This is a genomic window from Mesorhizobium sp. P2_E6, from assembly GCF_056403835.1.
The window spans coordinates 125,342-149,981 of the sequence record NZ_JBFUEQ010000013.1 but is presented as its reverse complement, the minus strand read 5'-3'; the positions used below and the strand labels follow the sequence as shown (position 1 = coordinate 149,981).

General features: G+C 62.5%; 31 protein-coding genes. 16 read left to right on the top strand and 15 right to left on the bottom strand.

Going from position 1 to position 24,640, the window contains the following annotated elements; genetic code table 11:
• Positions 1-11 precede the first annotated feature (11 nt).
• The 7 genes from AC1D08_RS27865 to purC all read right to left on the bottom strand — a co-directional run bounded on the left by AC1D08_RS27865 (position 12) and on the right by purC (position 4,028).
• Positions 12-653, bottom strand: a complete 642-nt coding sequence (locus AC1D08_RS27865; RefSeq protein WP_457151346.1) for a Pr6Pr family membrane protein — start codon at positions 651-653, stop codon at positions 12-14.
• Positions 654-657: 4 nt separating this feature from the next.
• Complete coding sequence (locus AC1D08_RS27860) at positions 658-1,065, bottom strand: hypothetical protein (protein ID WP_457151345.1); 408 nt, start codon at positions 1,063-1,065, stop codon at positions 658-660.
• The gene (locus tag AC1D08_RS27855) at positions 1,062-1,727 is read right to left on the bottom strand and encodes a glutathione S-transferase family protein (protein ID WP_457151344.1); all 666 of its coding nucleotides are present in this window, start codon (positions 1,725-1,727) and stop codon (positions 1,062-1,064) included. Before AC1D08_RS27855 ends, AC1D08_RS27860 begins: the two co-directional genes overlap by 4 nt.
• An 87-nt stretch (positions 1,728-1,814) precedes the next feature.
• Positions 1,815-2,483, bottom strand: a complete 669-nt coding sequence (gene purQ / locus AC1D08_RS27850; protein WP_477417728.1) for a phosphoribosylformylglycinamidine synthase subunit PurQ — start codon at positions 2,481-2,483, stop codon at positions 1,815-1,817.
• Entirely contained in the window at positions 2,483-2,947 is a 465-nt protein-coding gene (locus tag AC1D08_RS27845; protein ID WP_457154073.1) for a GIY-YIG nuclease family protein, read from the bottom strand. The genes purQ and AC1D08_RS27845 overlap by 1 nt, the downstream gene beginning before the upstream one ends.
• The gene (gene purS / locus AC1D08_RS27840; RefSeq protein WP_457154074.1) at positions 2,948-3,190 is read right to left on the bottom strand and encodes a phosphoribosylformylglycinamidine synthase subunit PurS; all 243 of its coding nucleotides are present in this window, start codon (positions 3,188-3,190) and stop codon (positions 2,948-2,950) included.
• Between the two features lie 43 nt (positions 3,191-3,233).
• Positions 3,234-4,028, bottom strand: a complete 795-nt coding sequence (gene purC, locus AC1D08_RS27835; RefSeq protein WP_095085488.1) for a phosphoribosylaminoimidazolesuccinocarboxamide synthase — start codon at positions 4,026-4,028, stop codon at positions 3,234-3,236.
• Positions 4,029-4,303: 275 nt separating this feature from the next.
• Between purC and AC1D08_RS27830 the strand changes: the two genes are divergently transcribed.
• Both AC1D08_RS27830 and AC1D08_RS27825 read left to right on the top strand, forming a co-directional pair.
• A complete protein-coding gene (locus AC1D08_RS27830) occupies positions 4,304-4,624 on the top strand; it encodes a DUF1476 domain-containing protein (RefSeq protein WP_457154072.1) in 321 nt (106 codons plus the stop codon).
• Between the two features lie 107 nt (positions 4,625-4,731).
• Positions 4,732-5,505, top strand: a complete 774-nt coding sequence (locus AC1D08_RS27825; RefSeq protein WP_111542506.1) for an HpcH/HpaI aldolase family protein — start codon at positions 4,732-4,734, stop codon at positions 5,503-5,505.
• A gap of 6 nt (positions 5,506-5,511) precedes the next feature.
• On the opposite strand, the gene AC1D08_RS27820 is transcribed toward AC1D08_RS27825, so the two are convergent.
• Entirely contained in the window at positions 5,512-6,066 is a 555-nt protein-coding gene (locus AC1D08_RS27820; protein ID WP_184872185.1) for an RBBP9/YdeN family alpha/beta hydrolase, read from the bottom strand.
• Between the two features lie 239 nt (positions 6,067-6,305).
• Here AC1D08_RS27820 and AC1D08_RS27815 point away from each other — a divergent pair, with 239 nt between their 5' ends.
• Positions 6,306-7,118: a VOC family protein gene (locus tag AC1D08_RS27815; protein ID WP_457154071.1), complete on the top strand. Its 813-nt coding sequence runs from the start codon at positions 6,306-6,308 to the stop codon at positions 7,116-7,118.
• A gap of 58 nt (positions 7,119-7,176) precedes the next feature.
• Here the strand turns inward: AC1D08_RS27815 and purB are convergent, their stop codons facing one another.
• From purB to AC1D08_RS27800, 3 genes are all read right to left on the bottom strand, one after another.
• Positions 7,177-8,484 (bottom strand): adenylosuccinate lyase, encoded by a 1,308-nt coding sequence (gene purB, locus AC1D08_RS27810; protein ID WP_095085498.1) that lies wholly within the window; start codon positions 8,482-8,484, stop codon positions 7,177-7,179.
• A 59-nt stretch (positions 8,485-8,543) separates the two neighbouring features.
• Positions 8,544-8,957, bottom strand: coding sequence for a hypothetical protein (locus AC1D08_RS27805; RefSeq protein WP_095085500.1), 414 nt, complete (start codon positions 8,955-8,957; stop codon positions 8,544-8,546).
• Between the two features lie 107 nt (positions 8,958-9,064).
• Positions 9,065-9,790 carry a DUF2259 domain-containing protein gene (locus tag AC1D08_RS27800; protein ID WP_457152239.1) on the bottom strand — a complete coding sequence of 242 codons (726 nt, stop codon included), beginning with the start codon at positions 9,788-9,790 and terminating at the stop codon, positions 9,065-9,067.
• 133 nt (positions 9,791-9,923) lie between these two features.
• Here AC1D08_RS27800 and AC1D08_RS27795 point away from each other — a divergent pair, with 133 nt between their 5' ends.
• The gene (locus AC1D08_RS27795; protein WP_457152240.1) at positions 9,924-10,178 is read left to right on the top strand and encodes a DUF2171 domain-containing protein; all 255 of its coding nucleotides are present in this window, start codon (positions 9,924-9,926) and stop codon (positions 10,176-10,178) included.
• 9 nt (positions 10,179-10,187) lie between these two features.
• On the opposite strand, the gene AC1D08_RS27790 is transcribed toward AC1D08_RS27795, so the two are convergent.
• Together AC1D08_RS27790 and AC1D08_RS27785 are read right to left on the bottom strand one after the other, a co-directional pair.
• Positions 10,188-11,213 (bottom strand): P1 family peptidase, encoded by a 1,026-nt coding sequence (locus AC1D08_RS27790; RefSeq protein ID WP_457152241.1) that lies wholly within the window; start codon positions 11,211-11,213, stop codon positions 10,188-10,190.
• Positions 11,213-12,286, bottom strand: a complete 1,074-nt coding sequence (locus tag AC1D08_RS27785; protein ID WP_457152242.1) for a branched-chain amino acid ABC transporter substrate-binding protein — start codon at positions 12,284-12,286, stop codon at positions 11,213-11,215. Before AC1D08_RS27785 ends, AC1D08_RS27790 begins: the two co-directional genes overlap by 1 nt.
• A 180-nt stretch (positions 12,287-12,466) precedes the next feature.
• Here AC1D08_RS27785 and AC1D08_RS27780 point away from each other — a divergent pair, with 180 nt between their 5' ends.
• The 8 genes from AC1D08_RS27780 to AC1D08_RS27745 all read left to right on the top strand — a co-directional run bounded on the left by AC1D08_RS27780 (position 12,467) and on the right by AC1D08_RS27745 (position 19,310).
• Complete coding sequence (locus AC1D08_RS27780) at positions 12,467-12,994, top strand: flavin reductase (RefSeq protein ID WP_095085520.1); 528 nt, start codon at positions 12,467-12,469, stop codon at positions 12,992-12,994.
• Entirely contained in the window at positions 12,991-13,920 is a 930-nt protein-coding gene (locus AC1D08_RS27775) for an AAA family ATPase (RefSeq protein WP_457152243.1), read from the top strand. The genes AC1D08_RS27780 and AC1D08_RS27775 overlap by 4 nt, the downstream gene beginning before the upstream one ends.
• A gap of 3 nt (positions 13,921-13,923) precedes the next feature.
• Positions 13,924-15,168: a vWA domain-containing protein gene (locus AC1D08_RS27770; protein ID WP_457152244.1), complete on the top strand. Its 1,245-nt coding sequence runs from the start codon at positions 13,924-13,926 to the stop codon at positions 15,166-15,168.
• Positions 15,169-15,402: 234 nt separating this feature from the next.
• Complete coding sequence (locus tag AC1D08_RS27765; RefSeq protein WP_457152245.1) at positions 15,403-15,633, top strand: Rid family hydrolase; 231 nt, start codon at positions 15,403-15,405, stop codon at positions 15,631-15,633.
• A gap of 94 nt (positions 15,634-15,727) precedes the next feature.
• Complete coding sequence (locus AC1D08_RS27760) at positions 15,728-16,066, top strand: XdhC family protein (RefSeq protein WP_095085542.1); 339 nt, start codon at positions 15,728-15,730, stop codon at positions 16,064-16,066.
• Between the two features lie 2 nt (positions 16,067-16,068).
• Positions 16,069-16,773, top strand: coding sequence for an XdhC family protein (locus tag AC1D08_RS27755; protein ID WP_457152246.1), 705 nt, complete (start codon positions 16,069-16,071; stop codon positions 16,771-16,773).
• On the top strand, positions 16,770-18,380 hold the full coding sequence (locus tag AC1D08_RS27750; RefSeq protein ID WP_457152247.1) for an NTP transferase domain-containing protein: 1,611 nt from the start codon (positions 16,770-16,772) through the stop codon (positions 18,378-18,380). The genes AC1D08_RS27755 and AC1D08_RS27750 overlap by 4 nt, the downstream gene beginning before the upstream one ends.
• Positions 18,381-18,413: 33 nt before the next feature.
• Positions 18,414-19,310 carry an alpha/beta hydrolase family protein gene (locus tag AC1D08_RS27745; protein WP_457152249.1) on the top strand — a complete coding sequence of 299 codons (897 nt, stop codon included), beginning with the start codon at positions 18,414-18,416 and terminating at the stop codon, positions 19,308-19,310.
• Between the two features lie 27 nt (positions 19,311-19,337).
• Here the strand turns inward: AC1D08_RS27745 and AC1D08_RS27740 are convergent, their stop codons facing one another.
• Positions 19,338-20,390, bottom strand: coding sequence for a DUF1176 domain-containing protein (locus AC1D08_RS27740; RefSeq protein ID WP_477424517.1), 1,053 nt, complete (start codon positions 20,388-20,390; stop codon positions 19,338-19,340).
• Between the two features lie 140 nt (positions 20,391-20,530).
• Here AC1D08_RS27740 and AC1D08_RS27735 point away from each other — a divergent pair, with 140 nt between their 5' ends.
• Positions 20,531-21,037, top strand: coding sequence for a DUF1993 domain-containing protein (locus AC1D08_RS27735; RefSeq protein WP_095085553.1), 507 nt, complete (start codon positions 20,531-20,533; stop codon positions 21,035-21,037).
• A 60-nt stretch (positions 21,038-21,097) separates the two neighbouring features.
• Here the strand turns inward: AC1D08_RS27735 and AC1D08_RS27730 are convergent, their stop codons facing one another.
• Positions 21,098-21,262: a hypothetical protein gene (locus tag AC1D08_RS27730; protein ID WP_023810361.1), complete on the bottom strand. Its 165-nt coding sequence runs from the start codon at positions 21,260-21,262 to the stop codon at positions 21,098-21,100.
• Positions 21,263-21,659: 397 nt separating this feature from the next.
• Here AC1D08_RS27730 and AC1D08_RS27725 point away from each other — a divergent pair, with 397 nt between their 5' ends.
• The 3 genes from AC1D08_RS27725 to AC1D08_RS27715 all read left to right on the top strand — a co-directional run bounded on the left by AC1D08_RS27725 (position 21,660) and on the right by AC1D08_RS27715 (position 24,630).
• Positions 21,660-22,133, top strand: a complete 474-nt coding sequence (locus tag AC1D08_RS27725) for a hypothetical protein (protein ID WP_095085555.1) — start codon at positions 21,660-21,662, stop codon at positions 22,131-22,133.
• Positions 22,134-22,252: 119 nt separating this feature from the next.
• On the top strand, positions 22,253-23,320 hold the full coding sequence (locus tag AC1D08_RS27720; protein WP_457153503.1) for an aldo/keto reductase: 1,068 nt from the start codon (positions 22,253-22,255) through the stop codon (positions 23,318-23,320).
• Between the two features lie 41 nt (positions 23,321-23,361).
• Positions 23,362-24,630, top strand: coding sequence for a cysteine desulfurase-like protein (locus tag AC1D08_RS27715; RefSeq protein ID WP_457153504.1), 1,269 nt, complete (start codon positions 23,362-23,364; stop codon positions 24,628-24,630).
• Positions 24,631-24,640: the final 10 nt, after the last annotated feature.

The window sequence follows — 24,640 nt, the reverse complement described above, 5'->3', positions numbered from 1 at the left end:
AGTCCGCTTGACTAACGGACGCTCGATGTTCTGATGCGAGCAACGCCGTGGTCGACGACGACGGCGACCACGCACAGCACCAGAAAAAGCCCGGTGATGGCCGCCGCCGAGATGGCGACGCTGGCTGCGCCGTTCTTGGCGACATCGAGGAAAGGGTAGGGCACCTCGCCGGCAAACGGGGCCCGCGCCAGCGCATAGATCAGATAGGCCACGGGATAGAGCATCCACCAGGAGATGTCGCCCCACCGCGTTCTGCCGTTGGCGCCTGCGACCAGCCACCACAGCACGAACAGCACCGGCGTCACATAGTGCAGCAGGACGTCGCAGAGCAGGAACAGGCCCTGTGGCTGCCAGAGCTGCGCCAGCACCGTCGCATATACGATGAACACCAGGGCGATCGAAACGGCGATGCCCGCGCGCATCCGTGATCCTGCGAAGGCAGGCAGCCATGCATAGCCGGTGGACGACAGCAGCGAGGTGTGGACGAGCACCGCGCCGATATTGGTCAGGATGGTGAAGAAGCTGAAAAGGAAGATGATGGAACCGAGCAGGCTGCGGCCAGCTTCCATCGACGCCGGAATGCTGATGCAGAACTGCAGGACGAGTCCGGCCAGACCGATGACCAGACCCGCAATCTGCAGGAACCGGCCCATTGCCCTATGCGGCCGCCGCGCAGGAGGGATTGCCTGCCTGCCAGCGGGCGATGTCGGAGCCGATGCGCGCGCCGAGCGGGTCGTTCATCAGCGGTCCGAACACGTCGACGCGGCTGGAATTGCCTTGTGCCTGCACGACCAGCAACGGTTTGCCGCCATAGTGCTTGGCCGGCACCAGCAGGAAACGCGGCGTGCCGCTGAACGAATTCAACTCATTGGCCATCTGGTATTGCCTGAACGCCGGATCCTTGCTGGCGATCCAGCATTTGTGGGCCGATATCGCCACCTGTTCCATGGCCAGCAACGAGGCACTTTTGCCCGAGGGGACAGGTGTGCTCTTCGGGCTCGATTGGCAGGACGCCAGGGCAAAACCCGCGGCCGCAACCAGGGCGATCGTCTTGCTCCTGCTCAAGCGGCACCCATCTCAAGTTCGGACAGAAAAATCTTCAACCCGTCGGTCATCTCGCCCCACACACGCGACAATGCCGGATGCTGCGAGGCGATCTGTTCGTAGGCATCGAATTTGGGATACGCGTCGAGCAGGTCGTGGCGTCCTGTCATGGCCCGGAGATTGTTGAAGATGAACCGCGTCGGCGTCAGCCACGCATCGGCGAAACTGATGTCGTTGCCAAGCGCAAAGGGGCCTTGCGCCATGCGTTTCTCGATCGCCGCCAGCCCGTGATGCAGGCGGGCGAACTGGGCGTCGATCTCGGCATTGTTTCGCTTGGGCGCGAAATGAAGCTCGAAAAGCTTCATCGTCGGGGTCAGCACGTCGAGATCGGTGATGCGGGCAAACATGCGCACCAGAGCGCGGTCCTTGGAATCGGGCGGCAGCAGCGCCGGTTCCGGAAAGCGCTCCTCGAGATATTCGGCGATGACCACCGATTCGACGATCGTTTCACCCGAACCGGTGATCAGCACCGGAATCCGGTTGAGCGGTGAGATGGCGCGAAACTCTTCCGGGATCGGAAAACCGGGCGGCGGCGCGATGATCTTGAGCGGTACATCCTTGATGTAGGCCAGCGCCCGCACGATCGACGAGTAGGGCGACAACGGCCGCGAATAGAGTTTCATGACCGTCTCTCTCCCTCATGAAGCGGACTTACCCAATAAAATGGGCTGGAATGTCCGGCTGTTTTCAGGCTGTTCGCCTTGATGATGTCAGGCAGCAATGCCAAGCGCGCCCTCGAACAACGCCCGGCCGTCGGTGCCGCCGTGGGCTGCTTCGATCAGGTTTTCCGGGTGCGGCATCAAGCCGAGCACATTGCCGCGTTCGTTGATGATGCCGGCAATGTCGTTGATCGAGCCGTTGGGATTGGTGCCGTCTGCATAGCGGAACACCACCTGGCCTTCGCCTTCGAGGCGGGCAAGTGTGTCGGCGTCGGCAAAATAGTTGCCATCATGATGTGCCACCGGCGTGCGGATGATCTGGCCCGGCTGGTACCGACGGGTGAACATGGTGTTGGCGTTGGTGATCTGCAGCTTGACCTGCCGGCAGACGAATTTCAGCGACGTGTTGCGCATCAAGGCACCTGGCAGCAGGCCGGCCTCGACCAGGATCTGGAAGCCGTTGCAGACGCCGATGACCATCACCCCCCTGGCCGCCTGTTCGGCAACAGCCCGCATGACCGGCATGCGCGCGGCGATGGCGCCGCAGCGCAGATAGTCGCCGAAGGAAAAACCGCCGGGAATGGCGATCAGGTCGACATCCGGGATTTCGGTGTCGGTCTGCCAGACGGTGACCGGCGGCTTTCCCGAAATCTTGGTCAGCGCCGCGATCATGTCGCGATCGCGGTTGAGGCCAGGCAGAAGGACGACGGCGGATTTCATTAGCTTGTCCTGAATTCGTTGTAAGATGTTTTTAGCGCGAGCGCAGCGTACACCTCGAATAGATGTTGCAAAATATCGTCCTCGATTACAACGTAGCGGCCGTTCAGAGCACGAATACGTGTCACAGAATCAGTAAAGGCCGTCTTGAAAATCTCATCAAGCATGAGAGCTTTGCGAGAACCCTCTGGTTTGTAGGTTGCTGTCCGCCCCGTTTTCTCACGAGCAACCTTGAAGGCGAAGGAAGATTGCTCTGGGCGCCCTCCTATGTGATTGCCTATCCGCTGCCAAATATTCTTGGCGCGGCCGACATAGATGGGAGTCGTATTTTCGTAGAGAGCGTACACTCCTGGCTTCTTAGGAAAACCGGTACGCGGGCTTGCAGGTCTGAGATCGCAACGGAGCAACTTCTCATAGAGCGACGGCATCTGGTCAACGGCATTGCTGTACTCGGCCAGCAATGCCATTTAAGCGATCTCCACCGCATAATTCTCAATCACCGTATTCGCCAGCAGCTTGTCGCACATGGCCTTCAGATCAGCCTCGGCCTTGGCCTTGTCGGTCTCGGAAAGCTCGACGTCGAACACCTTGCCCTGCCGCACCGCGCCGACGCCGCCGAAACCCAGTCCGGACAGCGCGTGTTCGATTGCCTTGCCTTGAGGGTCGAGCACGCCGTTCTTGAGGGTGACGGTAATGCGGGCCTTGATCACGCTGGACATGCTCCTGTTCTCAATATCGGGACGCAAGCCGCTATCAGTGCGGCTTGCCTTTGGCGCCATCCGTCGAGGCAACAAGCACCGGGCCGGTGGGGCGCGGCGGCTCGTTCTCGTTCATGATGCCGAGGCGGCGGGCAACTTCCTGGTAGGCTTCGACGAGGCCGCCCATGTCGCGGCGGAAACGGTCCTTGTCGAGCTTGTCATGCGTCGCCACGTCCCACAGACGGCAGGAATCCGGCGAAATCTCGTCGGCGACGACGATGCGCATCATGTCGCCTTCGAACAGGCGGCCGCACTCGATCTTGAAATCGACGAGCTGAATGCCGACGCCCATGAACAGGCCGGAGAGGAAGTCGTTGACGCGAATGGCGAGTGCCATGACGTCGTCGATTTCCTGCGGGCTCGCCCAGCCGAACGCCGTGATGTGCTCTTCCGACACCATCGGATCGTCGAGCGCGTCGGCCTTGTAATAGAATTCGATGATCGAGCGCGGCAAGACGGTGCCTTCCTCGATGCCGAGGCGCTTGGACAGCGAACCGGCGGCGACATTGCGCACCACCACTTCGAGCGGAATGATCTCGACTTCCTTGATCAGCTGCTCGCGCATATTGAGCCGGCGGATGAAGTGGGTCGGGATGCCCATCCGGTTGAGATGGTTGAAGATGTGCTCGGAAATGCGGTTGTTGAGCACACCCTTGCCGTCGACGACTTCATGTTTCTTCTTGTTGAACGCGGTTGCGTCGTCCTTGAAGAACTGGATGAGCGTACCCGGCTCGGGTCCCTCATAGAGGATCTTGGCCTTGCCTTCATAAATGCGGCGGCGATTTTTCATCTGATTTTTTCTCTGGGGTTCCAGACAGGCGGCAATCGACCATTTCCTGTCCGTCTGCCTGAAATAGTGCGGCTACTGTAGGGTTCAATGCCGGGTCTATCCCAATCACATCGTTTGCTCAATCGGCAAATCCTTCCAATCAACCGCTTTCGGGACTGAAATGCCGCAGCGCAGCATGCAACGAAGCGTATTGACCGGCTCGCGACCTTTTGGTTTGTGCTTCCCCAACACATATACGTCATCACCAGCGAATCGATTTCCATCGGAGGGATGCCATGAGCAGCATGAAGGATCGCGAAGAGGGCTTTGAACGCAAATTCGCATTCGACGAGGAACTTCGGTTCAAGGCATCGGCTCGCCGCAACAAGGCGCTCGGCCTGTGGGCCGCCGCAAAGCTTGGAAAGTCGGGCGCCGATGCCGACGCCTATGCCAACCAAGTGGTCGTCTCCGACATCGAGGAAGCCGGCGATCACGACGTGTTCCGCAAGATCCGCAAGGATTTCGACGACGCCGGTGTCGACCAGTCGGACCATCAGATCCGCCGCACCATGGACGAGCTGATGGCGCAGGCGATCGAGCAGATCAAGAACACCTGATCCGACCACACTCTGGACCAATCGACCGCCCGACCTATCCGGGCGGTTTTTCTTTGCCTTGCAGCGGTTTCCGGCTGAAACTGCGATCCTTAACGAGGAAAGTGTAGATGTCCCTGAAGTCCCGCCTTGCCGCCGATGAAACGCTGTTCACCGCATGGTCCGGCGTGCCGGATGCCCTGACCGTCGAGATCGTCGCCAAACAGGGCTTCGATGCCGTCACCCTCGACATGCAGCATGGCGGCCATCATGAGGACAGCGTGCTGCGCGGTCTGGTGCCGGTGCTCGCTGCAAACAAGCCGGCGCTGGTGCGCATCCCGGTCGGCCGCTTCGACATGGCAAGCCGCGCGCTCGATTTCGGCGCCGAGGCTGTCATTGCGCCGATGGTGAACTCGGTGGCCGATGCAAAACTGTTCGCCGCGGCCATGAAATACCCGCCGCTCGGCGAGCGCTCGTGGGGCCCGACCTATGCCTTTCCGCGCCACGGCAAGGGCGACCAGGCTGAATGGCTGCGCGACACCAATCAGCGCACCATGGCCTTCGCCATGGTCGAGACGCGTGCTGCCCTCGATGCGCTCGACGGCATCCTAGACACGCCGGGCATCGACGGCATCTTCCTCGGCCCGTCGGATTTCTCGATCGCCTGGAGCAACGGCGCGACCATCAATTCGACGCTGGAAAGCATGATGGAAACGGTGGCGTCGGTCGCCGAGCGCACCCGCAAGGCGGGAAAACATGCGGCGATCTATGTCGTCGAGCCGGCAATTGCCGGTCGCGTCGTCTCGATGGGCTACCGGCTGCTGGCCATGGGCTCGGAACACGCGCTGATCGGGCTCGGCGCAAAAACCCTGTTGAAGAGCGTCAGGGATTCGATCGGCGCCTGAGAGAGCTCAGGGTTTCAGATCGGTCAGGAACTTGGCGAAGGTCATCGAGCCCTCGGGCCACGGACCAAAGCCCGAATCCGCGTTGAGGTGACCGGTTTCGCCGGCGTCGATGAACAGCGAGCCCCAGGCGCCAGCAATGTCCTCGGCGACATCGAAGGCGCAGAACGGGTCGTTGCGGCTGGCGATCACGATCGAAGGAAAGGGCAGCGGCTCGCGCGGATAAGGACCGAAGGTCATCAGGTGCCGGGGCTTGATCCCGGGGTTGGCGACATCGGGCGGCGCCACGAAGAAGGCGCCTGCGACCGGCCTCTGGAACTGCGGCATGGCCTGCACTGCCGCGGCCACACCCAGTGAATGCGCGACAATGACGACCGGTCGCTCGGCCTCGTTGACCGCCTTGGCCACGCTCGCCGTCCAGTCCTCGCGCACCGGTTTGGACCACTCCGCCTGCTCGACGCGGCGCGCCGTCGACAGCTTCGACTGCCAGCGGCTCTGCCAATGGTCCGGGCCAGAATTGGTGTAACCCGGCACGATGAGAATATCTGCTTCCTTGACCTTCATGGCGCTGAAATAGCGAGCGGCGTCGCTTCGTGCAACGGCCATGAATCGCGCTCTTGCTCACAAATAGTGAACACGATGTTCGCTTCTTCAAGTCTTGTGTGAACGATGCCGATCGACGATTTGTCGTCAGGAGAGAGAAACAGCCGTGTGCGGGACCCCCTGCGCGGCGTACTATGGTTGGCGGCGTGGGGCTCCTTGTCTTGGAAGTTTCACCGCAGGCCGGCCGAACGGAGAATTTGATGAGCGAATTGCCTTTTGCCGCCACGACTCCCGTCAGCGTTGCCCGCGTCGGGCTTAAGGCGCGCGACGCCGAAAGTCTTGCCGCCTATTATCGCAGCGTCGTCGGACTGCAGGAACTGAGCCGCGCCGATGGCGCGATCACGCTCGGGGCCGGCAACCGTCCGTTGCTGGTGATCGAGGCGGACGCGGCGGCAAAGCCGGATGATCCGCAAAGTGCGGGCCTGTTCCATACTGCTTTTCTGCTGCCGAGCCGCGCCGATCTCGGCCGCTGGATCAACCACGCCATTGCCGACAAGATTGCCATCGAGGGGGCTTCCGACCATCTGGTCAGCGAAGCGCTCTACCTGACCGATCCCGAAGGCAACGGCATCGAGATCTACGCCGACCGTCGTCCGCACGACTGGAAGTGGAATGGCGACAAGATTGCCATGGCGACCGAGCGGCTGAACATTCCGTCTATCGTTGCCGAGGTGCCGGCGGGTGACGCCGGTTGGCAGGGCGCGCCGGAAAACAGCATTGTCGGCCATGTCCACTTGCGTGTCGGCAGGCCGGAAGACGCCGAAGCCTGGTGGAATCAGGAATTCGGCTTCAACACGGTAGCGAAATATGGCGGCCAGGCGGTGTTCCTGTCGTCGGGCGGCTATCACCACCACATCGGCGCCAATGCCTGGCGCAGCCCCGGTGCCGGCCGCCGCGGTCCGGGTCGGTCGGGCCTTGCCTGGGTCGAGATGCGTTCGGACAATGTAACCAGCCCGGTAACCCGCGAAGACCCATGGGGGACTGTGATCAACACCGTTCCCGGCAAGGCCTGATTGCCATTTGGAGAGCGTCCTCTCCCCGTATAGTGACGGGGAGAAGGGAAAGCTCGCCTCAGGCTTCGCCGAACACCCGCTTGAAGATCGTATCGACATGCTTGGTGTGATAGCCGAGGTCGAATTTCTCGCGGATCTCGGCTTCGGGCAAGGCGGCGGTCACTTCCTTGTCGGCCAATAGTTCTTCAAGAAAATCAGCGCCTTGCTCCCACACCTTCATGGCGTTGCGCTGCACCAGCCGGTAGGAGTCCTCTCGCGACAGGCCGGCCTGCGTCAGCGCCAGCATGACGCGCTGCGAATGCACGAGGCCGCGGAACTTGTTCATGTTCTTCAGCATGTTGTCGGGATAGACGAGCAGCTTGTCGACGACGCTGGTCAGCCGTGACAGCGCGAAATCGAGCGTCACCGTGGCGTCCGGGCCGATCATGCGTTCGACAGAGGAGTGCGAAATATCGCGCTCGTGCCAGAGCGCCACGTTCTCCATCGCCGGCAGCGCCATGGACCGCACCATGCGGGCAAGGCCGGTCAGGTTTTCGGTCAGCACCGGATTGCGCTTGTGCGGCATCGCCGACGAGCCCTTTTGCCCCGGCGAGAAATACTCTTCCGCTTCCAGCACTTCGGTGCGCTGCAGATGCCGGATCTCGATCGACAGCCGCTCGATCGACGAGGCGATGACGCCGAGCGTGGCGAAGAACATGGCGTGACGATCGCGCGGGATCACCTGCGTCGACACCGGCTCCGGCTTCAGCCCGAGCTTTGCCGCGACGTGTTCCTCAACATAGGGGTCGATGTTGGCGAAGGTGCCGACCGCGCCCGAAATGGCGCAGGTGGCGATGTCTTCCCGCGCGTGCACCAGCCGCTCGCGGCAGCGCGAGAACTCGGCATAGGCCTGCGCCAGCTTGATGCCGAAGGTCGTCGGCTCGGCATGGATGCCATGGCTGCGGCCGATCGTGACGGTGTCCTTGTGCTCGAAGGCACGGCGCTTGAGTGCCGCAAGCAGGCCGTCAATGTCGGCCAGAAGGATGTCGCTGGCCCGGGTAAGCTGGACGGCAAAGCAGGTGTCGAGAACGTCCGAAGAGGTCATGCCCTGATGGATGAAGCGGGCGTCGGGTCCGACGAATTCAGCAAGATGGGTGAGGAAGGCGATGACGTCATGCTTGGTGACGCGCTCGATCTCGTCGATCGCTTCCACGTTGAATTTTGCCGCGCCGCCCTTTTCCCAGATGGTTTTAGCCGCTTCCTTGGGGATGACACCGAGTTCGGCCAGCGCATCGCACGCATAAGCTTCGATCTCGAACCAGATGCGGAACCGGGTTTCGGGCGACCAGATGGCGACCATTTCCGGCCGGGAATAACGAGGGATCATCGGTCAGTCCTGATTTGTCGAGGAGTTTGCCCGCGTCCTAACAGAGGCGGGCAAAATGCTCAACGCCGCTGCCGCGCAAACCAGACGCTCGCGGCAAGCAAGGCGGCGAAACCGAGCGGAAAATAGAGCCGGATGCCCAGCACCACGAACTGGTAGAGCGCAATCAACACTGTGAAGACGAACTGGATGGCCCAGTTGCGGGTGAAAGCCGGTGCATGCCACTCGGCATAATAGGAGCGGTATTGCAAGGCATAGAGCCCGCCGGTCAGGCCGATGGTTGCGCCGAGCAGGCACACGAACGCCGCCGCGAACGCAACCTCCCAGCGCCTTCCGAGCGAGACCAGCCGCGCCGCGAACAGGCCAAACGGAAAGGCAAGTGCTCCGCCGCAGGCATAGAGCAGCGACACGGTGCCGATCTTTTCAGGCGTCTCCCAGCCATCCAACAGCAGGGTGACGAGCGCGCTGGCGCCCATCGCCACGGCCCACAACAAGGCGCCGAAAAGCGCTGTTCGCGACGCCGGTATAGCGCGGCGAAGGCGGCTCAGGGCACGATTGCGCCCAGCGGGTTGAACAAGCGATGTCACAGGCGGCCGGTCACTGCGATCCAGCGAAAGTTCGGCCCCTCGAAGCCGTATTGGCGCACGCTGATCAGCACTGCATAGCCGCTGAGACTGTCCAGTGAAAACGTCTGCACCGCGCCGATCCGGTAGCCGTTCGGGCAACCCCGGCTCTTGGGGATCGACTTGTCCTCGTGCAACAGCTTGGTCGTGCCGCCATCCTGCGCCTCGATGCGCAGCAACCGGAAGCCGTTGATCTCGCCCTGGCTCTCGCAGCCTTCGGTGCTGTTCATGCCGACCTCGTCGAGCCGGAATTCAAGCGGCTGGTCGACCGGTGAAAAGATCGGGCGGGGGTTGACCGCCATGCGGTGCGGATCGGCCGAAAGCTCGGTCACCGGGTTGAAGCCCGCGGTGATGCCCCTGTTCGCCGTCAACTCAGCCTGTTTGACGATCGCTTCGCCTTTTTGCCGGGCCTCGAGACGGGCGGCTTCGAGCGTGGCATTCTCATCGTCGATCCGGACCCTGATCGGCGTTCCCTTGAGAAAGCTGTCGTCGTTTGTGTCGATATAATAACGGTTGGCATAAGGAAATCCCGAGCCGTCCTGGACGCCATATTCCTCGAAGGCGAAGACACCACCGTCCTTGGTGAAGCCGAGGATTTCGAGCTCGGCCACATCGCCGGCATGGGCGGCGATCGACGTCGCAAATTGTGCAAGCATGGCAACGACAAACAGGAAGAGCAGTCGCATCGGTTTTCGCTCCGGCAGCCGTGATCGTTTCAATCCCCTAGCACGACGGAATCAAAACGTCGTGCAGTCCGACAGCCAATGCATCCAATCGGCAGGTCATTTGTTATCGTCGACAATCCAATGGAGAACCACCATGACCGACACCAGCAAAATTCGTGAGCATATGGAAGTCATCGGCGCCGATGGCGTGCATGTCGGCACCGTCGACAAGGTCGACGGGAAGCGGATCAAGCTGACCAGGGCCGACAGCGGCGAGGGCGCTCACAAGGGCCATCACCACTACATTTCCCTGGCTCTGGTTGCCGAGGTCGATGGCAAGAAGGTGTGGCTGTCGGCGAATTCCGATGTCGCGGTGACCTTCGAAGAAGAAAAGTCCGATCCCGTCTGATCGGCTGCTTCACCCCGAGCGCGCCGACCAGACCGGAAACAGGTCGTCATCGGCAGACGTCGCGGCAAACACACCGCGGCTGATGGCGCGCGCCATCGTGGCGCCGGCCGCGGCATAGAGGTCGATCGCCGCATCGGCCGCAAGCTCGACACCACTGATACCCGTCGCCAGCGCAAACACCAGGTCGCCGTCGGCCGGCGTGTGCGTCGGCCAGATGGCGCGCACGAACCCGTCATGCGCTGCTATGGCTAGTCGTTTTGCGGCGGCCTTGGTGAGAACCGCGTCCGTGGCAATAACGGCGATGGTGGTGTTGCCACCGGTCTCCATCTGCCTGCCGACATGCTTGTCGCGGTATTTCAACAGGATCCGTTTCGCGTCGTCCGGCATCGGCGAGGGGTAGCCAAGTCCGCCAAATTCGTCGCCAATCTCGAAGGGTGCCGCCCAGAAATGCTGGGTTCGGCCGACGGTCACCGAGCCGGTCGGGTTGACGGCGGCCAGCGCACCGATGGTGATGCCATTGTCGAGCAGCGTCGAGGCCGAGCCGAGGCCGCCCTTTAAACCCGAGGTGAGCGCACCGGTGCCGGCGCCGATCGTGCCGAGCGGGAAATCGGTAGTGGCGGCTTGCGCTGCTTCATAGCCGAAGTCGCGGTAGGGTGGATAACGGCCCCAGTCCTTGTCGCCGCCATTGCGCAGGTCGAACAGGATCGCAGCCGGCACGATCGGCACGCGAAAGCCACCGACTTCAAGCCCGATGCCGCGCTCGCGCAGGGCCGCCTGCACGCCGGATGCCGCATCGAGACCGAAAGCCGAACCGCCTGAAAGCACCACGGCGTGGACAGCCTCGACCGAATTGTGTGGTTCGAGCAGGTCGGTCTCGCGGGTGCCCGGTGCACCGCCCAGGATCTGCACGCCGGCCACCGCCGGCTCGTCGCAAAGGATGGTCGTGACGCCGGACTTCAGCCTGGCGTCGGAAGCGTTGCCGACCCGCAGGCCAGCAACATCGGTGATCAGATTGCGCGGGCCGGTGCGAAACATCAGTTGCTTTCCAAAGGCGCAAAACGTGTGCCGTCGAAGCGGAAGACGCGGTAAGGGCTCTGGCTGAGGTCGCCTTTCGCGTCGAAGCGGACCGGGCCTATCGCGGTGGTGAAATCATGCCCGGTCAGCGCGTCGGCCAGCGGCTTGCCTGAAGTTTCGGCCAGGCCTGATGCTGCCTTGGCGATCTCGACCGCCGCGTAGGCCGGCAGTGTGTAGCCGTCCGGCACGATCCTGCGTGCGGAGAAGCTTTCCAGCACTTTTGGATCGGCGACATCGGCCCATTCAGGCGGTGCGATCATCAGCGTGCCGGTCGCATAGGGCACATCGCCGGGCGGTGTGCGCAGATTTTCGCCTCCGGCGAACACGATACCGGCAGAGAGTTGCGCCGCGTCACGGCCCATGATGGCGACATCGTCGCCGTCGCCACCCGCAAAGACATGCGTCGCGCCGGCCTTCTTCAGCCGGCCGACCAGGCCGATCTGGTTGTCGAGTTGCGGCCGGAACGTATCGACGAAAACCGGCTTCAGCGCCGCCTGTTCGGCCGCCGCCCGAAACGTCTCGGCCATTTCGCGGCCATAGATGGTCCCGTCATCGATGATGGCGAACAGTTCGTCCTGCCACAGGCGGGTGAGGCTGGCGGCGACCGCATTGCGCTCGTCGTCGCCGCGTGGCCCGAGACGATAGACTGGCCAGCCGGTCTTGGCGCGCCGGTCGGTCAGGCTTTCGGTTCGCACGCCAACGGTGATGACCGGAATGTTGGCGTCTTTCAGGATCGGCATCGCCGCCTCGATCGCGTCGGTGCAGAGAAAGCCGACCACCACAGTGACCTTGGCCGCCACGAATTCCCTGGCCGCGGCGGCTCCGCCATCGGCGGTACAGGCGTCATCGATGGTTTTGAGTTCGACGCCGTTCGCTTCGGCCGCGAGACCGGTGCCGGCGTCGATCTGCTTGCCGAGGATGGCAGATGGTCCGGACAAGGGCGCAGCCACGCCCACCAGCAGCGTCTGGGCGCTGGCGACGCCGGCCATGAACAGCCAGGCCAGTGCGGCAGATATCGTTACCCCGGGGCGCATTCTGGTGATGAATTCCTCCCAACTGGCGACATCTCGCAGCCGCCAATTCCCGCCAAGACCTAAAGGCTGGCCGGCCTTGGTGCAACACGCGAATTTCACGATATGGGCCAAGCACTTCGCTTGTGGCATGTCGTATGTCGCCATATATAGCGGTAGGTTTCTGGCTGTGGACAATTTCCGGTGCTGAAGAAGAATGACATTGGGCCGCAGGCCTATCGCGACGCGATGAGCCATTTTGCCGGCCACGTCCATGTGGTCACCACCGATGGGCCGGCAGGCAAGCGCGGCGCGACGGTGATCGCGGCCTGTTCGGTGTCGGACACGCCGCCGACGATTCTCGTCTGCCTCAACCGTGAAAACCCCAAGAATGAGCCGTTCGTGAAAAACGGCAGATTTGCCCTGAACACGCTGGCTTCGCATCAGGAGCCGCTCTCGATCGGCTTTTCCGGCATTACCGGCCTGCCGGTCGAGGAACGCTTCGCGCTGGGCGAATGGGACGTGATTTCGACCGGCGCGCCGACCCTGAAGGGCGCGCTCGCGGTGTTCGACTGCGAGCTGATCGACAGCAAGGACCTGGCCACGCATCGTGTGCTTTTTGGCAAGGTGACAGGTCTGCGCATGGGCGATAATTTGCGGCCGCTGATCTATCACGCCCGCGGCTACCATGTCCTGGACAGCGGGGCGGCGGCGTTCACGGAGAAAGAATGAACGAGCTGAAACCGCGTGCCGCGCCGCGGACGATCGACGAGACGCTCGATCTCCTGACCGGTGCGGACTATGTGGCGGACCGGTCATTGGCAACCGTGCTGTTCCTGTCGATGCGCATGAAACGGCCGCTGTTCCTCGAGGGCGAGGCCGGTGTCGGCAAGACCGAGATCGCCAAGGTGCTGGCGCAAGCGCTTGGCCGCCGGTTGATCCGCTTGCAGTGCTATGAAGGCCTTGACGTCTCGTCTGCCGTCTACGAATGGAACTACGCCGCGCAGATGATCGAGATCCGCATGGAGGAGGCGGCCGGCAAGGTCGACCGCTCCGACATGGAGCGCAACGTCTTCTCCGAAAAATACCTGATCCGTCGCCCGGTGCTCGATGCGCTGACCGGCAAGACGGGTGCCGCGCCCGTCTTCCTGATCGATGAACTCGATCGCACCGACGAGGCCTTCGAGGCGTTCCTGCTCGAAATCCTGTCCGATTTCCAGGTGACGGTGCCTGAACTCGGCACGATCAAGGCGGAAGAACCGCCGATCGTCATCATCACCACCAACCGCACCCGCGAGATCCACGACGCGCTGAAGCGGCGCTGTCTCTATCACTGGGTCGACTATCCCAATGCCGAGCGCGAGCTGGAGATCGTGCGCCGAAAGGTGCCGCAGGCCAACCAGCGGCTTTCGGCCGAGGTGGTCTCCTTCATCCAGAAGCTGCGCCAGATCGAGCTGTTCAAGGTGCCGGGCGTCGCCGAGACCATCGACTGGGCCGGCGCGCTGACGGAGCTCGACAAGGTGGCGCTTGATCCGGAAACCGTATCGGACACCATCGGCGTGCTGTTGAAATACCAGGACGACATTGCCCGTATCGAACAGGGCGAAGGCCGGCGCATCCTCAACGAGGTGAAGGCTGAGCTTTCGGCGGCGGAGTAGGCGATGCCGCGCCCCGAGCCGAAAGAGGCGACAGCGGACGGTCGGATTGCCGACAATATCGTCTATTTCGCCCGCACTTTGCGCAAGGCCGGCATGCGGGTCGGACCGGCGTCGGTCAAGGATGCCATCGAGGCAGTGCTCGTCGCCGGCATCGGTTCGCGCGATGATTTCTACTGGACGCTGCATGCCGTGCTGGTGTCCCGCCACGAGGACCACGCCATCTTCGACGAAGCTTTCCGGCTGTTCTGGAAGTCGCGCGAACTGATCGAGAAGATGCTGGCGATGTTCTCGCCGGTGGCCCCCGACACCAGGGAAAAACACAAGCCGCGCGCCGCAGAAAACCGCGTCAGCCAGGCGATGTTCGAGGGCCATCAGAAGAACCAGCCGACGCAGGAAATCCCCGAAATCGAGGTCGACGCCCGCTTTACTTTTTCCGGCAACGAGGTGCTGCGCGGCAAGGACTTTGCCCAGATGAACGCAGCCGAGATGGCGGATGCCAGGAAGGCGATCGCCCAGTTGCGGCTGCCCTTCGACATGGTGCGGACCCGGCGCTTCAAGGCCGATGCGCATGGCCGCCGCATCGATCCGCGCGCCATGATGCGTTCGGCCGCGCGAACCGGCGGCGAATTGATCCTGCCGAAATTCCGCTCACAGCGCGAGGTTCACCCGCCGCTGGTGGTGCTGGCCGACATTTCCGGCTCGATGAGCCAGTACACGCGCATCTTCCTGCACTTCCTGCATGCGCTGACCGAAAAGCGCCGCCGCGTCCACACTTTCGTCTTCGGCACCCGGCTGACCAATCTGACCCGGCAGATGCGCCACCGCGATCCGGATGCCGCACTGGCCGACTGCTCGGCGGCGGTCAAGGACTGGTCGGGCGGCACCCGCATTGGCGATACGCTGGCCGAGTTCAACAGGCTGTGGTCGCGCCGCGTTCTGGGGCAGGGGGCGGTGGTGCTTTTGATCACCGACGGACTGGAGCGCGACGATGTCGTCGGCCTCTCGGAGGAGATGGAGCGCCTGCACAAATCCTGCCGGCGGCTGATCTGGCTGAACCCGTTGCTGCGCTTCGACGGTTTCCAGGCGCGCGCCCGCGGCGTCAAGGCGATGCTGCCGCATGTCGACGAATTCCGCTCGGTGCACAATCTCGATGCGCTCGCCGACCTCTGTGCCTCGCTGGACAAGAAATCGGCCGCTTCGGTCGATCCGCGCCGCTGGCTGGAAGCTGGTGTCAGGCACGCCGCATAGCCATATGTCTATCCATCGGAAAAACAGACTCCCAGAAAAAATTGAAATCACCGCGCAGGAGGCCCGATCAATGACGCTCCAAAGCATCAACCCCAAGGATCTGCCGATTCCGCAGACGTACAGCCAGGTCGTCGTTGCGACAGGTAGCAAGTTGGTGTTCATCTCGGGCCAGGAGCCCGAAGACCTACATGGCAAGCTTGTTGGCCGTGGTGATCTTGCGACTCAGGCGCGCCAGTGTTTGCCAATCTCGGCCGAGCACTTGCCGCCGCCGGTGCGGCGCCTACGCAGGTCGCCAGGATCACGATCTATGTCGTCAACTACAATCGCGATGAATGCCTGCCGATCATCGAAAAGGCGCGGATAGGGTTGTTCGGAGATCACAAACCAGCTGACGTGGTGCTTGGCGTGGCGAACCTGTCCCCCGACTACCTCATCGAAGTTGACGCATTCGCGGTGATTGATTGACCATGCGTTTGCCGCGCGCCAAGTGGATCACGACGAACCCGCTTGCGCGAACTGGCGGTGCCCAGATCATAAACAGATTCCAAGAGAAGCGACCATGGAAAACAGCATTTATCTCGACGAGGCCCGCGATCCGCTGATCATCGCGGAAGGCTGGATGAAGGACGGCAAGGATGTCGCCATTGCCACTGTGGTCGAGACCTGGGGCTCGGCGCCGCGTCCGGTCGGCAGTCATCTGGTCATCGACGCCGACGGCAATTTCCACGGCTCCGTCTCTGGCGGCTGCGTCGAAGGCGCGGTGGTCACCGAAGCCATCGATGTCATCGACACAGGCAAGGCCAGGATGCTCGAGTTCGGTGTTGCCGACGAAACCGCTTGGCAGGTCGGCCTGTCCTGCGGCGGCCGCATCAAGGTCTATGTTGAAAGATTGGGCTGATTATGGACCCGTATGCGCTCAAGATGTTGAACGCCGAACGCCGCGCCCGCCGCGCGGCGATCCTCGTCACCGATCTCGGTGACGGCCGCGACCGTATCGTGCGCGAAGGCGACCAGGTTGCAGGCGATCTCGGCGTTGCTGTCGCCAGGGCGTTTCGATCAGGCAATTCCGGTTCGGTCGAGGCCGAGGGACGGACCTTCTTTCTCAACGCGCATCTGCCGCAGCCGCGGCTGGTTGTCGTCGGCGCTGTGCACATCAGCCAGGCGCTGGCTCCAATGGCCAGGATCGCAGGCTATCCCCTGGAGATCATCGATCCGCGCACCGCCTTTGCCACATCAGACCGCTTTCCCGATGTCACCCTGCATGCCGAATGGCCGGAGGACGTGCTGAAGCGCCAGCCGCTCGACAGCTACACGGCGCTTGCCGCTGTCACCCATGATCCGAAGATCGACGATTTTGCGCTGAAGGCAGCGCTCGACGCCAACTGCTTCTATGTCGGCGCGCTTGGCAGCCGCAAGACCCACGCCAAGCGCGTCGAACGCTTGCTGGCGCTGGGCGCGAACGCCGACCAGATCGCCCGCATTCACGCGCCGATCGGGCTCGACATCGGTGCCGCCAGCCCTGCCGAGATCGCGGTCGCGGTGCTGGCGCAGGTCGTCCATGCCTTCCGCTCGCGCGGTCTGGAAGTGAAAGGCGCGGCAGCGTGAAATTCGGCCCGATTCCGATCGATGCGGCCGAAGGTGCGGTGCTGGCGCATGCCACCACGGCCGGCGAACGGCGCTTTCGCAAGGCGCACAGGCTGAACGCCGAAGACGTGGCCTTGCTGCGGGGCGCCGGCATTTCCCAGGTCGTTGCGGCCGTGCTGGCCGCCGACGATCTCAGTGAGGACGCCGCCGCGCAGGAAATAGCCGAGAGCATGGCCTTTCGCGGCATCGACGCCCGGCCGGCCGCGACCGGGCGGGTCAATCTCCACGCCGGGTCAGCCGGAATCTTCACCGTCAACGCCGCTGTCATCGACGCCATCAACGCCGTCGATCCCGCCATCACCATCGCCACGTTGGCGCAGCATGCGCCGGTCGAGAAAGGCCAGATGGTCGCGACGGTGAAGATCATTCCCTTCGCGGTCAGCTCTGCGCTGGTCGATGCGGTCACGAAAATCTGCGCCGGCGGGGAAATCTTTGCCGTCAACGCCTATCAGCCGGTGCGTGTCGGCGTCATCCAGACCGTCCTGCCGGGCATCAAGCCGAGCGTGCTCGACAAGACGCTGCGCGTCACCGAAGCGCGGCTGGCGCGCACCGGCGGCAGGCTGACAGCGGAGCGTCGCACCCCGCACGAGATCGCTCCGGTGGCGGAGGCCGCGGCCTTGCTGGCGCGCGACAACGACATGGTGGTGATCTTCGGCGCGTCGGCGATGAGTGATTTCGCCGATGTCATTCCGGCGGCGATCGAGAGGGCGGGTGGTACTGTTATCCGCGCGGGCATGCCGGTCGATCCCGGCAATCTCCTGGTGCTCGGTATGCTCGGCGGCAAGCGTGTCATCGGTGCACCCGGCTGCGCCCGCAGCCCCAAGGAAAATGGCTTCGACTGGGTGCTGGACCGGTTGATCGCTGGCCTTGACGTGACCGCCAAGGATATCGCCGGCATGGGCGTCGGCGGGCTGTTGATGGAAATCCCGACCCGGCCGCAGCCGCGCGAACCGCTGCCGCCCAAAAACAAGCTCAAGGTTGGCATCGTGCTTCTGGCGGCTGGCCGGTCGAGCCGCATGGGCGGGCCGAACAAACTCTTGGCGCTATTCGACGGCAAGCCGCTGGTGCGCCGCACCGCCGAGCGCGCGCTCGGCTCGAAGGCTTCGGGCACGATTGTCGTCACAGGCCACCAGCGCGAGCGGGTGCAGGCGGCGTTGGCGGGGCTGGATGTGGCTTTCGCCGACAATCCCGATTTCGCCGACGGACTGTCGACCTCGCTAAAGGCCGGGATTGCCTATCTGCCCGAAGACTCCGCCGGCGTGATGATCGTTCTCGGCGACATGCCGGGTGTCTCTTCTGATGACCTCGACAGGTTGATCGATGCATTCCGCAAGGCCGGCGGCAATTCGGTGGTGCGCGCCTCGCATGACGGCAAGCGCGGCAACCCGGTGCTTTTGCCGCGCTCGCTGTTTCCGGCGATCGCCCATCTGGAAGGCGACACCGGTGCACGCCATCTGGTCGAGGCCGAAGGGCTCGATGTCATCGATGTCGAGATCGGCGCAGGGGCGTCCGTCGATGTCGACACCCGCGAAGCGCTGGAAGGCGCCGGCGGCGTTCTGCAGGATTGACAAACCGAAGCTGAAAAACGCATGCCTGCTGGCATGTCATTCCGCTTCCGATTTTTCTGTATCTTTGTAACCGCGACGGCCCTGTTGTCGGCGGCCGCGCAAAGTCAGACGCTGTCGCTAAAACCCTTCAAGGACGATCTCTTCGCCTATCCGGCCGTGCTGTCGTCCGACACCAGCGGCGCCTACACGGTTCTCGACTACCACGAGCTGCGCGACATCAACCAGCGTGACGAGGTGCCGGAGCGCAGGGTGCGCGCGCAATACACCGACACCAGCGTGCGTAAGGTGCAGCAGGATCTGCTGCTGAAGACCGATGCCGGCGACGTCAGGCACGTTGCCGTCGGCAAGACCGAGGGTGCCGGCATCATCGTGCTTTACCTGCACGGGCAGGGTGGCAGCCGCAAGCAAGGCGTCGACGACTTCACTTTCGGCGGCAATTTCAACCGGCTCAAGAACCTGATGGCCGGCAATGGCGGCCTCTATCTCAGCCCCGACTTTCCCGATTTCGGCGACAAGGGCGCCGCCCAGGTGGCGGCGCTGATCGATCATTATGCCGAACAATCTCCCAGCGCGAAGATTTTCATCGCCTGCGGTTCGATGGGCGGGTCCCTGTGCTGGAAGCTTGCTGCCCGCAACGACACGGGCCGGCGCATCAACGGCCTGCTGCTGCTCGGCTCGCTATGGGACGAGAGCTTTTTCTCAAGCCCGGCCTTCAGGCGTCACGTCCCGGTCTTCTTCGGACAGGGCAGCCATGACGTGGTTTTCCCGGTGGAAAAGCAGGAAGCCTTCTTCCGCGCCATCATCGCCAAATCAAAGGCCTATCCCTATCCGACCCGCTTCGTCCGTTTCGAGACAGGCACCCATGGCACGCCGATCCGCATGACCGACTGGCGCGGCACCCTCAACTGGATGCTGTCGAAAGCACCTTGATTGACGCTGTGGGAAGCCGGCTAACCCTCAGGGCGCGGTGTTGTAGTCGACAACCGTCTGCGGATTTTCCTCGCCGTCATAGGATGCGTCGACGTCGAACTGTACCAGCGAGAAACTGCCATTGCGGAACAGATAGGTCCCCGAGTCGGATGCATCACCGATGCCGCGCCACTTGTTGAAGGTGGTGATCGTGTGGGCTTCCTCGTCATAATCGGAATTGACCGCCCAGCCGGTCGTCTGGAAGCCGACGATGCTCATGCCCAGCAATTTGCCGTCGCTGTTATTGTTCTCGTAGCGGATATCCATCTTGGGTTCGGCGAACTGCAATTGCTGCACGGCCGATAGCTCGTCGGTCATGTAGTAGACCGAGCTTTCATTGTAGGCAGCGGCGGAACAGGAAAAATGAAACAGCCGTGTTTCCTTGTCGGGGTCGCCGGGCGCTGCATCCTTGTCCTTGTATTTGATCGAAAAAACGGTCGGCTCATCGGCCAGGAATTGCTTGTCGCACTGGTCGCCATAAGTCGCCAGGAAGGCCTTCTTGGCCTGCTCCAGTGCCGTGTCCTTCTTCGGAGGTGGCGGCCCGTCGCCGCAGCTTGGCGGCAGCGCCTCCTCGAAATCGGCGGTGGAGGGTTTCAGCGCACCTTTTTCGATGTGGATGGGATCGAAGGGCGGCGCCGCCTGGATCTGGGCATTGACCTGGCGCAGTGTATAGCAGCCGGCAAAGACCTTTTCGCCGCCGGTCTTGTCGGTGGCGCGAATGGCGACAGGGACATTGTAGAAAATGCTGCCGGCAGCGCCTTCGTCTGAAATTGCACCGGTCTCGACCTCGACCTTGTCGGTGCCGTCATAGCCCTTGACGAAACTGTCGAAGTCCTTTGCTGGCTTTGTATCTCCGAAATAACCCCAGGCGCGAGCGAATTCATGCCGGTTGATCGCGCTGTAAAGTGAGCGGACGACGGCGTCGGCGCTTGATCGATCGTCGACATACGGCGTTTCGGGTGTATCGTTGGCGGCCAGTACTGTTTGGCCTGCTGTAGCAAGGGAGAGAAAGGCAGTCGCTGCGAAAAGGGCGCGTCTCATCGGGAATCTCCGCTCGATGGGGAGATTCTACTATGGCGATTGCGGCAACGTGGTGACGTGGCGCTGGTGGTGCTTGAAGAATCGTGCCTGAAGGCGCTACGTCCATCCGCCGGCGTTCCGGCCGGACAAGGAGATTTGACGTGACGATATCGATGTATGAGGTGTCCGTGCCTGTGTTTACCGAGAGGCTGAAAGCCCTTTCCACCATACTGGCGGCAGCCGAACAGAATGCGCTTGAGCGCAAGATCGACCCGCAGGTGTTCCTGACCTCCAGGCTGGCGCCCGACATGTTTGCGCTGACCAGGCAGGTGCAGATCGCCACCGACCATGCCAAGGGTGCGCCGTCACGGCTCGCCGGTCGGCAAGTGCCGAGTTACGAGGACAACGAGGCGAGTTTTGCCGATATCCAGGCGCGCATCACGAAGACCCTGGACCTGCTGGCGACATTTTCAGCCGCCGAGTTCGACGGGTCGGATGACAAGGTGATCGAGTTGAAGCTTGGCGGGCGCGAACGCTCGATGCCCGGCCTGCAGTATCTCCTGCATGTGGCCATGCCCAACTTCTATTTCCACCTCACCACCGCTTACGACATCCTTCGTCACAATGGCGTGCCATTGGGCAAGGCGACGTTCCTCGGCGCGCGCTGAAGGACTTGAGGTTTTTGAGATGTCCTGGACGGGTCCGGGACATCTCGCGAGCGTACGTGTTTAGCGAATGGACATTTCGCGGGCGATGCGCGGAAAGTCGGCGGGCTTGATGCCGATGTCGGCGCGGTCGGCATTGCTCATCGAATGAAGCAGTGCGAGTGCCGAGCGGTATCTCAGATGTTCCTGCGGCCGCGGCCGGGCGAACATTTCAGTGAAGAAACCCATGGTTCAGGCTCCTGGTTGATTCCTCCACGGCTGCTAATATAGGTGAATCGTGACAATTGTGCAGTGCAGCATTTGCATGCCTGCCATGTCCTGATGATTTTTCCGAGCATAGTTTTGCGAGCGGGTGAAACTTTTTCCCGATGCGCACCGTAGGCTGAACGCCGGCACATGGCCGGCTTTTCCTCGCCACTCCTGGCGAATTCCGGACTGCGTGAAAGTGCAGTCCGGCTTTTTGTTTTGGGACGGCAGATACCGCAGCTTTGGTCCCGGCAACGGCTAAATTCGTTAACATCGGTGGCATGCATTTTTAACGAGCCGGTTCTATGGTCCGAAGCTTGGATAGTCGAGCAAGGGGGAGGCTGACATCGCTACTGGCGCCAAGCGGGATTTCGCTTCGTTGCTCGACGACCTCTTCGTCGCTTCGGACAAGCTCGACGGGATCGAGGGCGAAGAGTCCGGCGCTCGTCCATCCATCCCGTTCGACTATCTTTCGGTGGCCGATGAACTCCATTCCGGCCGCATCAAGGTTTCGGGCAGCAGCTTTTCCACTGAATATCGCGAGGCCGGCGCCGATCTGGCGACCGAATTCGCCGCCTTGCTCGAGCATGCCAGACTGGCACTCGCCGGCGAAGAGCTGAAGCCCGAGGAAAGCCTGCCGCCGATCGATCCGGAATCCATTGCCGTCGAACTTGGCCTCAATCAGCCCAAGCAGGTCGCCGATTTTGGCCGCATGCGCCGCAGCTTCGCCTTTGCCAACCATCCGGACCGTGTCGCTCCGCACCTGCGCCAGCGCGCCATGATCCGCATGCAGGTGGCCAATATGCTGATCGACGAGGCAAAGCGCCGCGCGCTGGCCGGCGCTCGCCGCTAAACGCCACTGGTTCACCCAAAAGTCGGGCTGGCGAGGCTTGGAGAGCGCCTCTGCTTTCCCTATAGATGCGGCTTCCTTCCCACGCCGCCACGCAAGCTTTCCCTCCGGAGCAGAATTCCATGCACAAACGCCGTCTCGGTCGGACCGATCTTCTTGTTAGCCAGATCTGCCTGGGCTCCATGACCTGGGGCCAGCAGAACACCGAGGCAGATGGCCACGCCCAGATGGATCTGGCCTTCTCGCGCGACGTCAATTTCATCGACACCGCCGAGCTCTACCCGATCCCGCCCAAGGCGGAGACGCAAGGGCGAACCGAAAAGATCATCGGCAGCTGGATGAAGGCCAACGGCAACCGCGACAAGGTGATCCTGGCCTCGAAAGTCGTCGGCCGCACCGCCAACGGCTGGTTCCGCGGCGACAGGCCGTCGCAACTGGTGCGTGCCGATATCTTTGACGCCATCGACAAATCGCTGGCCAAGCTCGGCACCGACTATCTCGACCTCTACCAGATCCACTGGCCGGAACGGGACATCCCCTGGGGCGCCAACCCGACGCGCGTCGGCGCTGTACCGCGCCGCGCCGATTCTGTGGGCGCACCAACCGACGAAACGCCGATCGCCGAGACGCTTGCCGTGTTCGACGAACTGGTGAAGGTCGGCAAGATCCGCCATTTCGGCCTGTCGAACGAGAGTTCCTGGGGCGTGATGCGGTTCCTGGCGGAGGCCGACAAAGGCATCGGTCCCCGCGTCGCGTCGATCCAGAACGCCTACAATCTCGTGAACCGCACCTTCGAAGTGAACCTCGCCGAGGTCTGCGAGCGCGAACAGGTGTCGCTGCTTCCCTACTCGCCGCTGGCGCAGGGCTACCTGACCGGCAAATACGACCATGGCGCCCGCCCCCAGGGGTCGCGCACGCAGCTCTTCAACCGCGGCCAGCGCTACGAGACACCCAACGCGGCCGAGGCACAGCTCGAATACAATGAGCTGGCGCGCTCCTTTGGCCTCGAACCGGCGCTGTTTGCCAATGCCTATGTCTCGAGCCGGCCATTCGTCACTTCGAACATCGTCGGCGCGACCACCCTTGCGCAGCTCGACATGGCGTTGTCTTCGGTCGACGTCGTCTGGACCGAAGAGATGCAGAAGGCGGTGGACGCGATCCATCAGCGCGTCGGCAATCCCTGTCCTTGATGGGGGACAGAATTATCCAGGAATGACAGAGGGTGGAGACAATGGTGGATTTTCCGATCGAGGCAGTGCGTGGAAGGTTTCCGGCCCTCTCCCTGACCGACAAGGGGCGGCGGCGTATCTATCTCGACAACCCCGCCGGCACGCAGGTGCCACAGGCAGTAGCCGACGCCGTGTCGCGCTGCCTTCTGACCACCAACGCCAACCTCGGCGGCTATTTCGAAACGACTGTCGCAGCGCAGGTCGTCGTCGACGAGGCGCATCAGGCGATGGCCGATTTCCTCGGTGCGGAAAGCCCTGAGGAAATCATCATCGGCGCCAACATGACGACGCTGACCTATCACATGTCACGCACGCTCGGCCGCACGATGAAGCCCGGCGACGAGATCATCCTCACCCGCATGGATCACGAGGGCAATGTCTCGCCCTGGCTGCAACTGGCCGAGGACCTTGGCCTGGTGGTGCGCTGGCTGCCGTTCGACGAAAAGAGCTGGCAGGTCGAAGAGGCGACGCTGGCGGATCTGCTTTCGCAGAAGACCCGGCTTGTCGCCCTGAACTACGCCAGCAACCTGACCGGCTCGATCAACCGGGTGAAGGCGTTGACCGCCATCGCCCGGAATGCCGGCGCCCTGGTCTATGTCGACGCCGTGCAGTTTGCGCCGCATGGCCTGATCGACGTCAAAGATCTCGGCTGCGATTTCCTGATCTGCTCGGCCTATAAATTCTTCGGTCCGCACATGGGCATATTGTGGGGCAGGCGCGATGTCATCGATGGCCTGCAACCCTACAAATGCCGCTGTTCGTCGGATGGCCTGCCGGAGCGGTTCGAACTCGGCACGCCGCAGATCGAGCTGATGGCGGGCCTCACAGCCGCGGTCGATTATTTCTCAGGATTGGGTGCGGCAGCGGGCGAGGGTGGGTCGCGAAGGCGCAAGATCGCCAAGGCGTTCGAGGTGTCGATCGCCTACGAAAACCCGCTGGCGCAAAGGCTGATCGACGGGCTGTCGGACATTTCAGGCCTGACCATTCACGGCATCACCGATCCGAAGCGGCTGGCCGAACGTGTGCCGACAGTGTCCTTCACCGTCGACGGCATTGTGCCGGAGACGATCGCTCGGCAGATGAACGCCGAAAACATCTTCCTGTGGTCCGGCCACAACTACGCTTGGGAGATCGTCCACCAGCTCGGCATTCCGGCCGAACATGGGGTCGTGCGCATCGGCATCGCGCATTACAACACGGCGGCCGAAATCGACGAAACGCTGGAGAGCGTGCACCGGGTCATCGCCATGCTCAGGCAGCAGCGCTCCTGACGCCCGCTTG

Coding starts and splice junctions, on each gene's coding strand:
- AC1D08_RS27865 (WP_457151346.1), bottom strand. CDS start 653: ATGGGCCGGTTCCTGCAGATTGCGGGTCTGGTCATCGGTCTGGCCGGA.
- AC1D08_RS27830 (WP_457154072.1), top strand. CDS start 4,304: ATGAGCAGCATGAAGGATCGCGAAGAGGGCTTTGAACGCAAATTCGCA.
- AC1D08_RS27730 (WP_023810361.1), bottom strand. CDS start 21,262: ATGGGTTTCTTCACTGAAATGTTCGCCCGGCCGCGGCCGCAGGAACAT.
- AC1D08_RS27775 (WP_457152243.1), top strand. CDS start 12,991: ATGAACGAGCTGAAACCGCGTGCCGCGCCGCGGACGATCGACGAGACG.
- AC1D08_RS27790 (WP_457152241.1), bottom strand. CDS start 11,213: ATGTTTCGCACCGGCCCGCGCAATCTGATCACCGATGTTGCTGGCCTG.
- purC (WP_095085488.1), bottom strand. CDS start 4,028: ATGAAAAATCGCCGCCGCATTTATGAAGGCAAGGCCAAGATCCTCTAT.
- AC1D08_RS27745 (WP_457152249.1), top strand. CDS start 18,414: ATGTCATTCCGCTTCCGATTTTTCTGTATCTTTGTAACCGCGACGGCC.
- purB (WP_095085498.1), bottom strand. CDS start 8,484: ATGATCCCTCGTTATTCCCGGCCGGAAATGGTCGCCATCTGGTCGCCC.
- AC1D08_RS27740 (WP_477424517.1), bottom strand. CDS start 20,390: ATGAGACGCGCCCTTTTCGCAGCGACTGCCTTTCTCTCCCTTGCTACA.
- AC1D08_RS27795 (WP_457152240.1), top strand. CDS start 9,924: ATGACCGACACCAGCAAAATTCGTGAGCATATGGAAGTCATCGGCGCC.
- AC1D08_RS27715 (WP_457153504.1), top strand. CDS start 23,362: ATGGTGGATTTTCCGATCGAGGCAGTGCGTGGAAGGTTTCCGGCCCTC.
- AC1D08_RS27760 (WP_095085542.1), top strand. CDS start 15,728: ATGGAAAACAGCATTTATCTCGACGAGGCCCGCGATCCGCTGATCATC.
- AC1D08_RS27825 (WP_111542506.1), top strand. CDS start 4,732: ATGTCCCTGAAGTCCCGCCTTGCCGCCGATGAAACGCTGTTCACCGCA.
- AC1D08_RS27855 (WP_457151344.1), bottom strand. CDS start 1,727: ATGAAACTCTATTCGCGGCCGTTGTCGCCCTACTCGTCGATCGTGCGG.
- AC1D08_RS27805 (WP_095085500.1), bottom strand. CDS start 8,957: ATGGGCGCCAGCGCGCTCGTCACCCTGCTGTTGGATGGCTGGGAGACG.
- AC1D08_RS27720 (WP_457153503.1), top strand. CDS start 22,253: ATGCACAAACGCCGTCTCGGTCGGACCGATCTTCTTGTTAGCCAGATC.
- purQ (WP_477417728.1), bottom strand. CDS start 2,483: ATGAAATCCGCCGTCGTCCTTCTGCCTGGCCTCAACCGCGATCGCGAC.
- AC1D08_RS27820 (WP_184872185.1), bottom strand. CDS start 6,066: ATGAAGGTCAAGGAAGCAGATATTCTCATCGTGCCGGGTTACACCAAT.
- AC1D08_RS27815 (WP_457154071.1), top strand. CDS start 6,306: ATGAGCGAATTGCCTTTTGCCGCCACGACTCCCGTCAGCGTTGCCCGC.
- AC1D08_RS27770 (WP_457152244.1), top strand. CDS start 13,924: ATGCCGCGCCCCGAGCCGAAAGAGGCGACAGCGGACGGTCGGATTGCC.
- AC1D08_RS27845 (WP_457154073.1), bottom strand. CDS start 2,947: ATGGCATTGCTGGCCGAGTACAGCAATGCCGTTGACCAGATGCCGTCG.
- AC1D08_RS27785 (WP_457152242.1), bottom strand. CDS start 12,286: ATGCGCCCCGGGGTAACGATATCTGCCGCACTGGCCTGGCTGTTCATG.
- AC1D08_RS27755 (WP_457152246.1), top strand. CDS start 16,069: ATGGACCCGTATGCGCTCAAGATGTTGAACGCCGAACGCCGCGCCCGC.
- AC1D08_RS27800 (WP_457152239.1), bottom strand. CDS start 9,790: ATGCGACTGCTCTTCCTGTTTGTCGTTGCCATGCTTGCACAATTTGCG.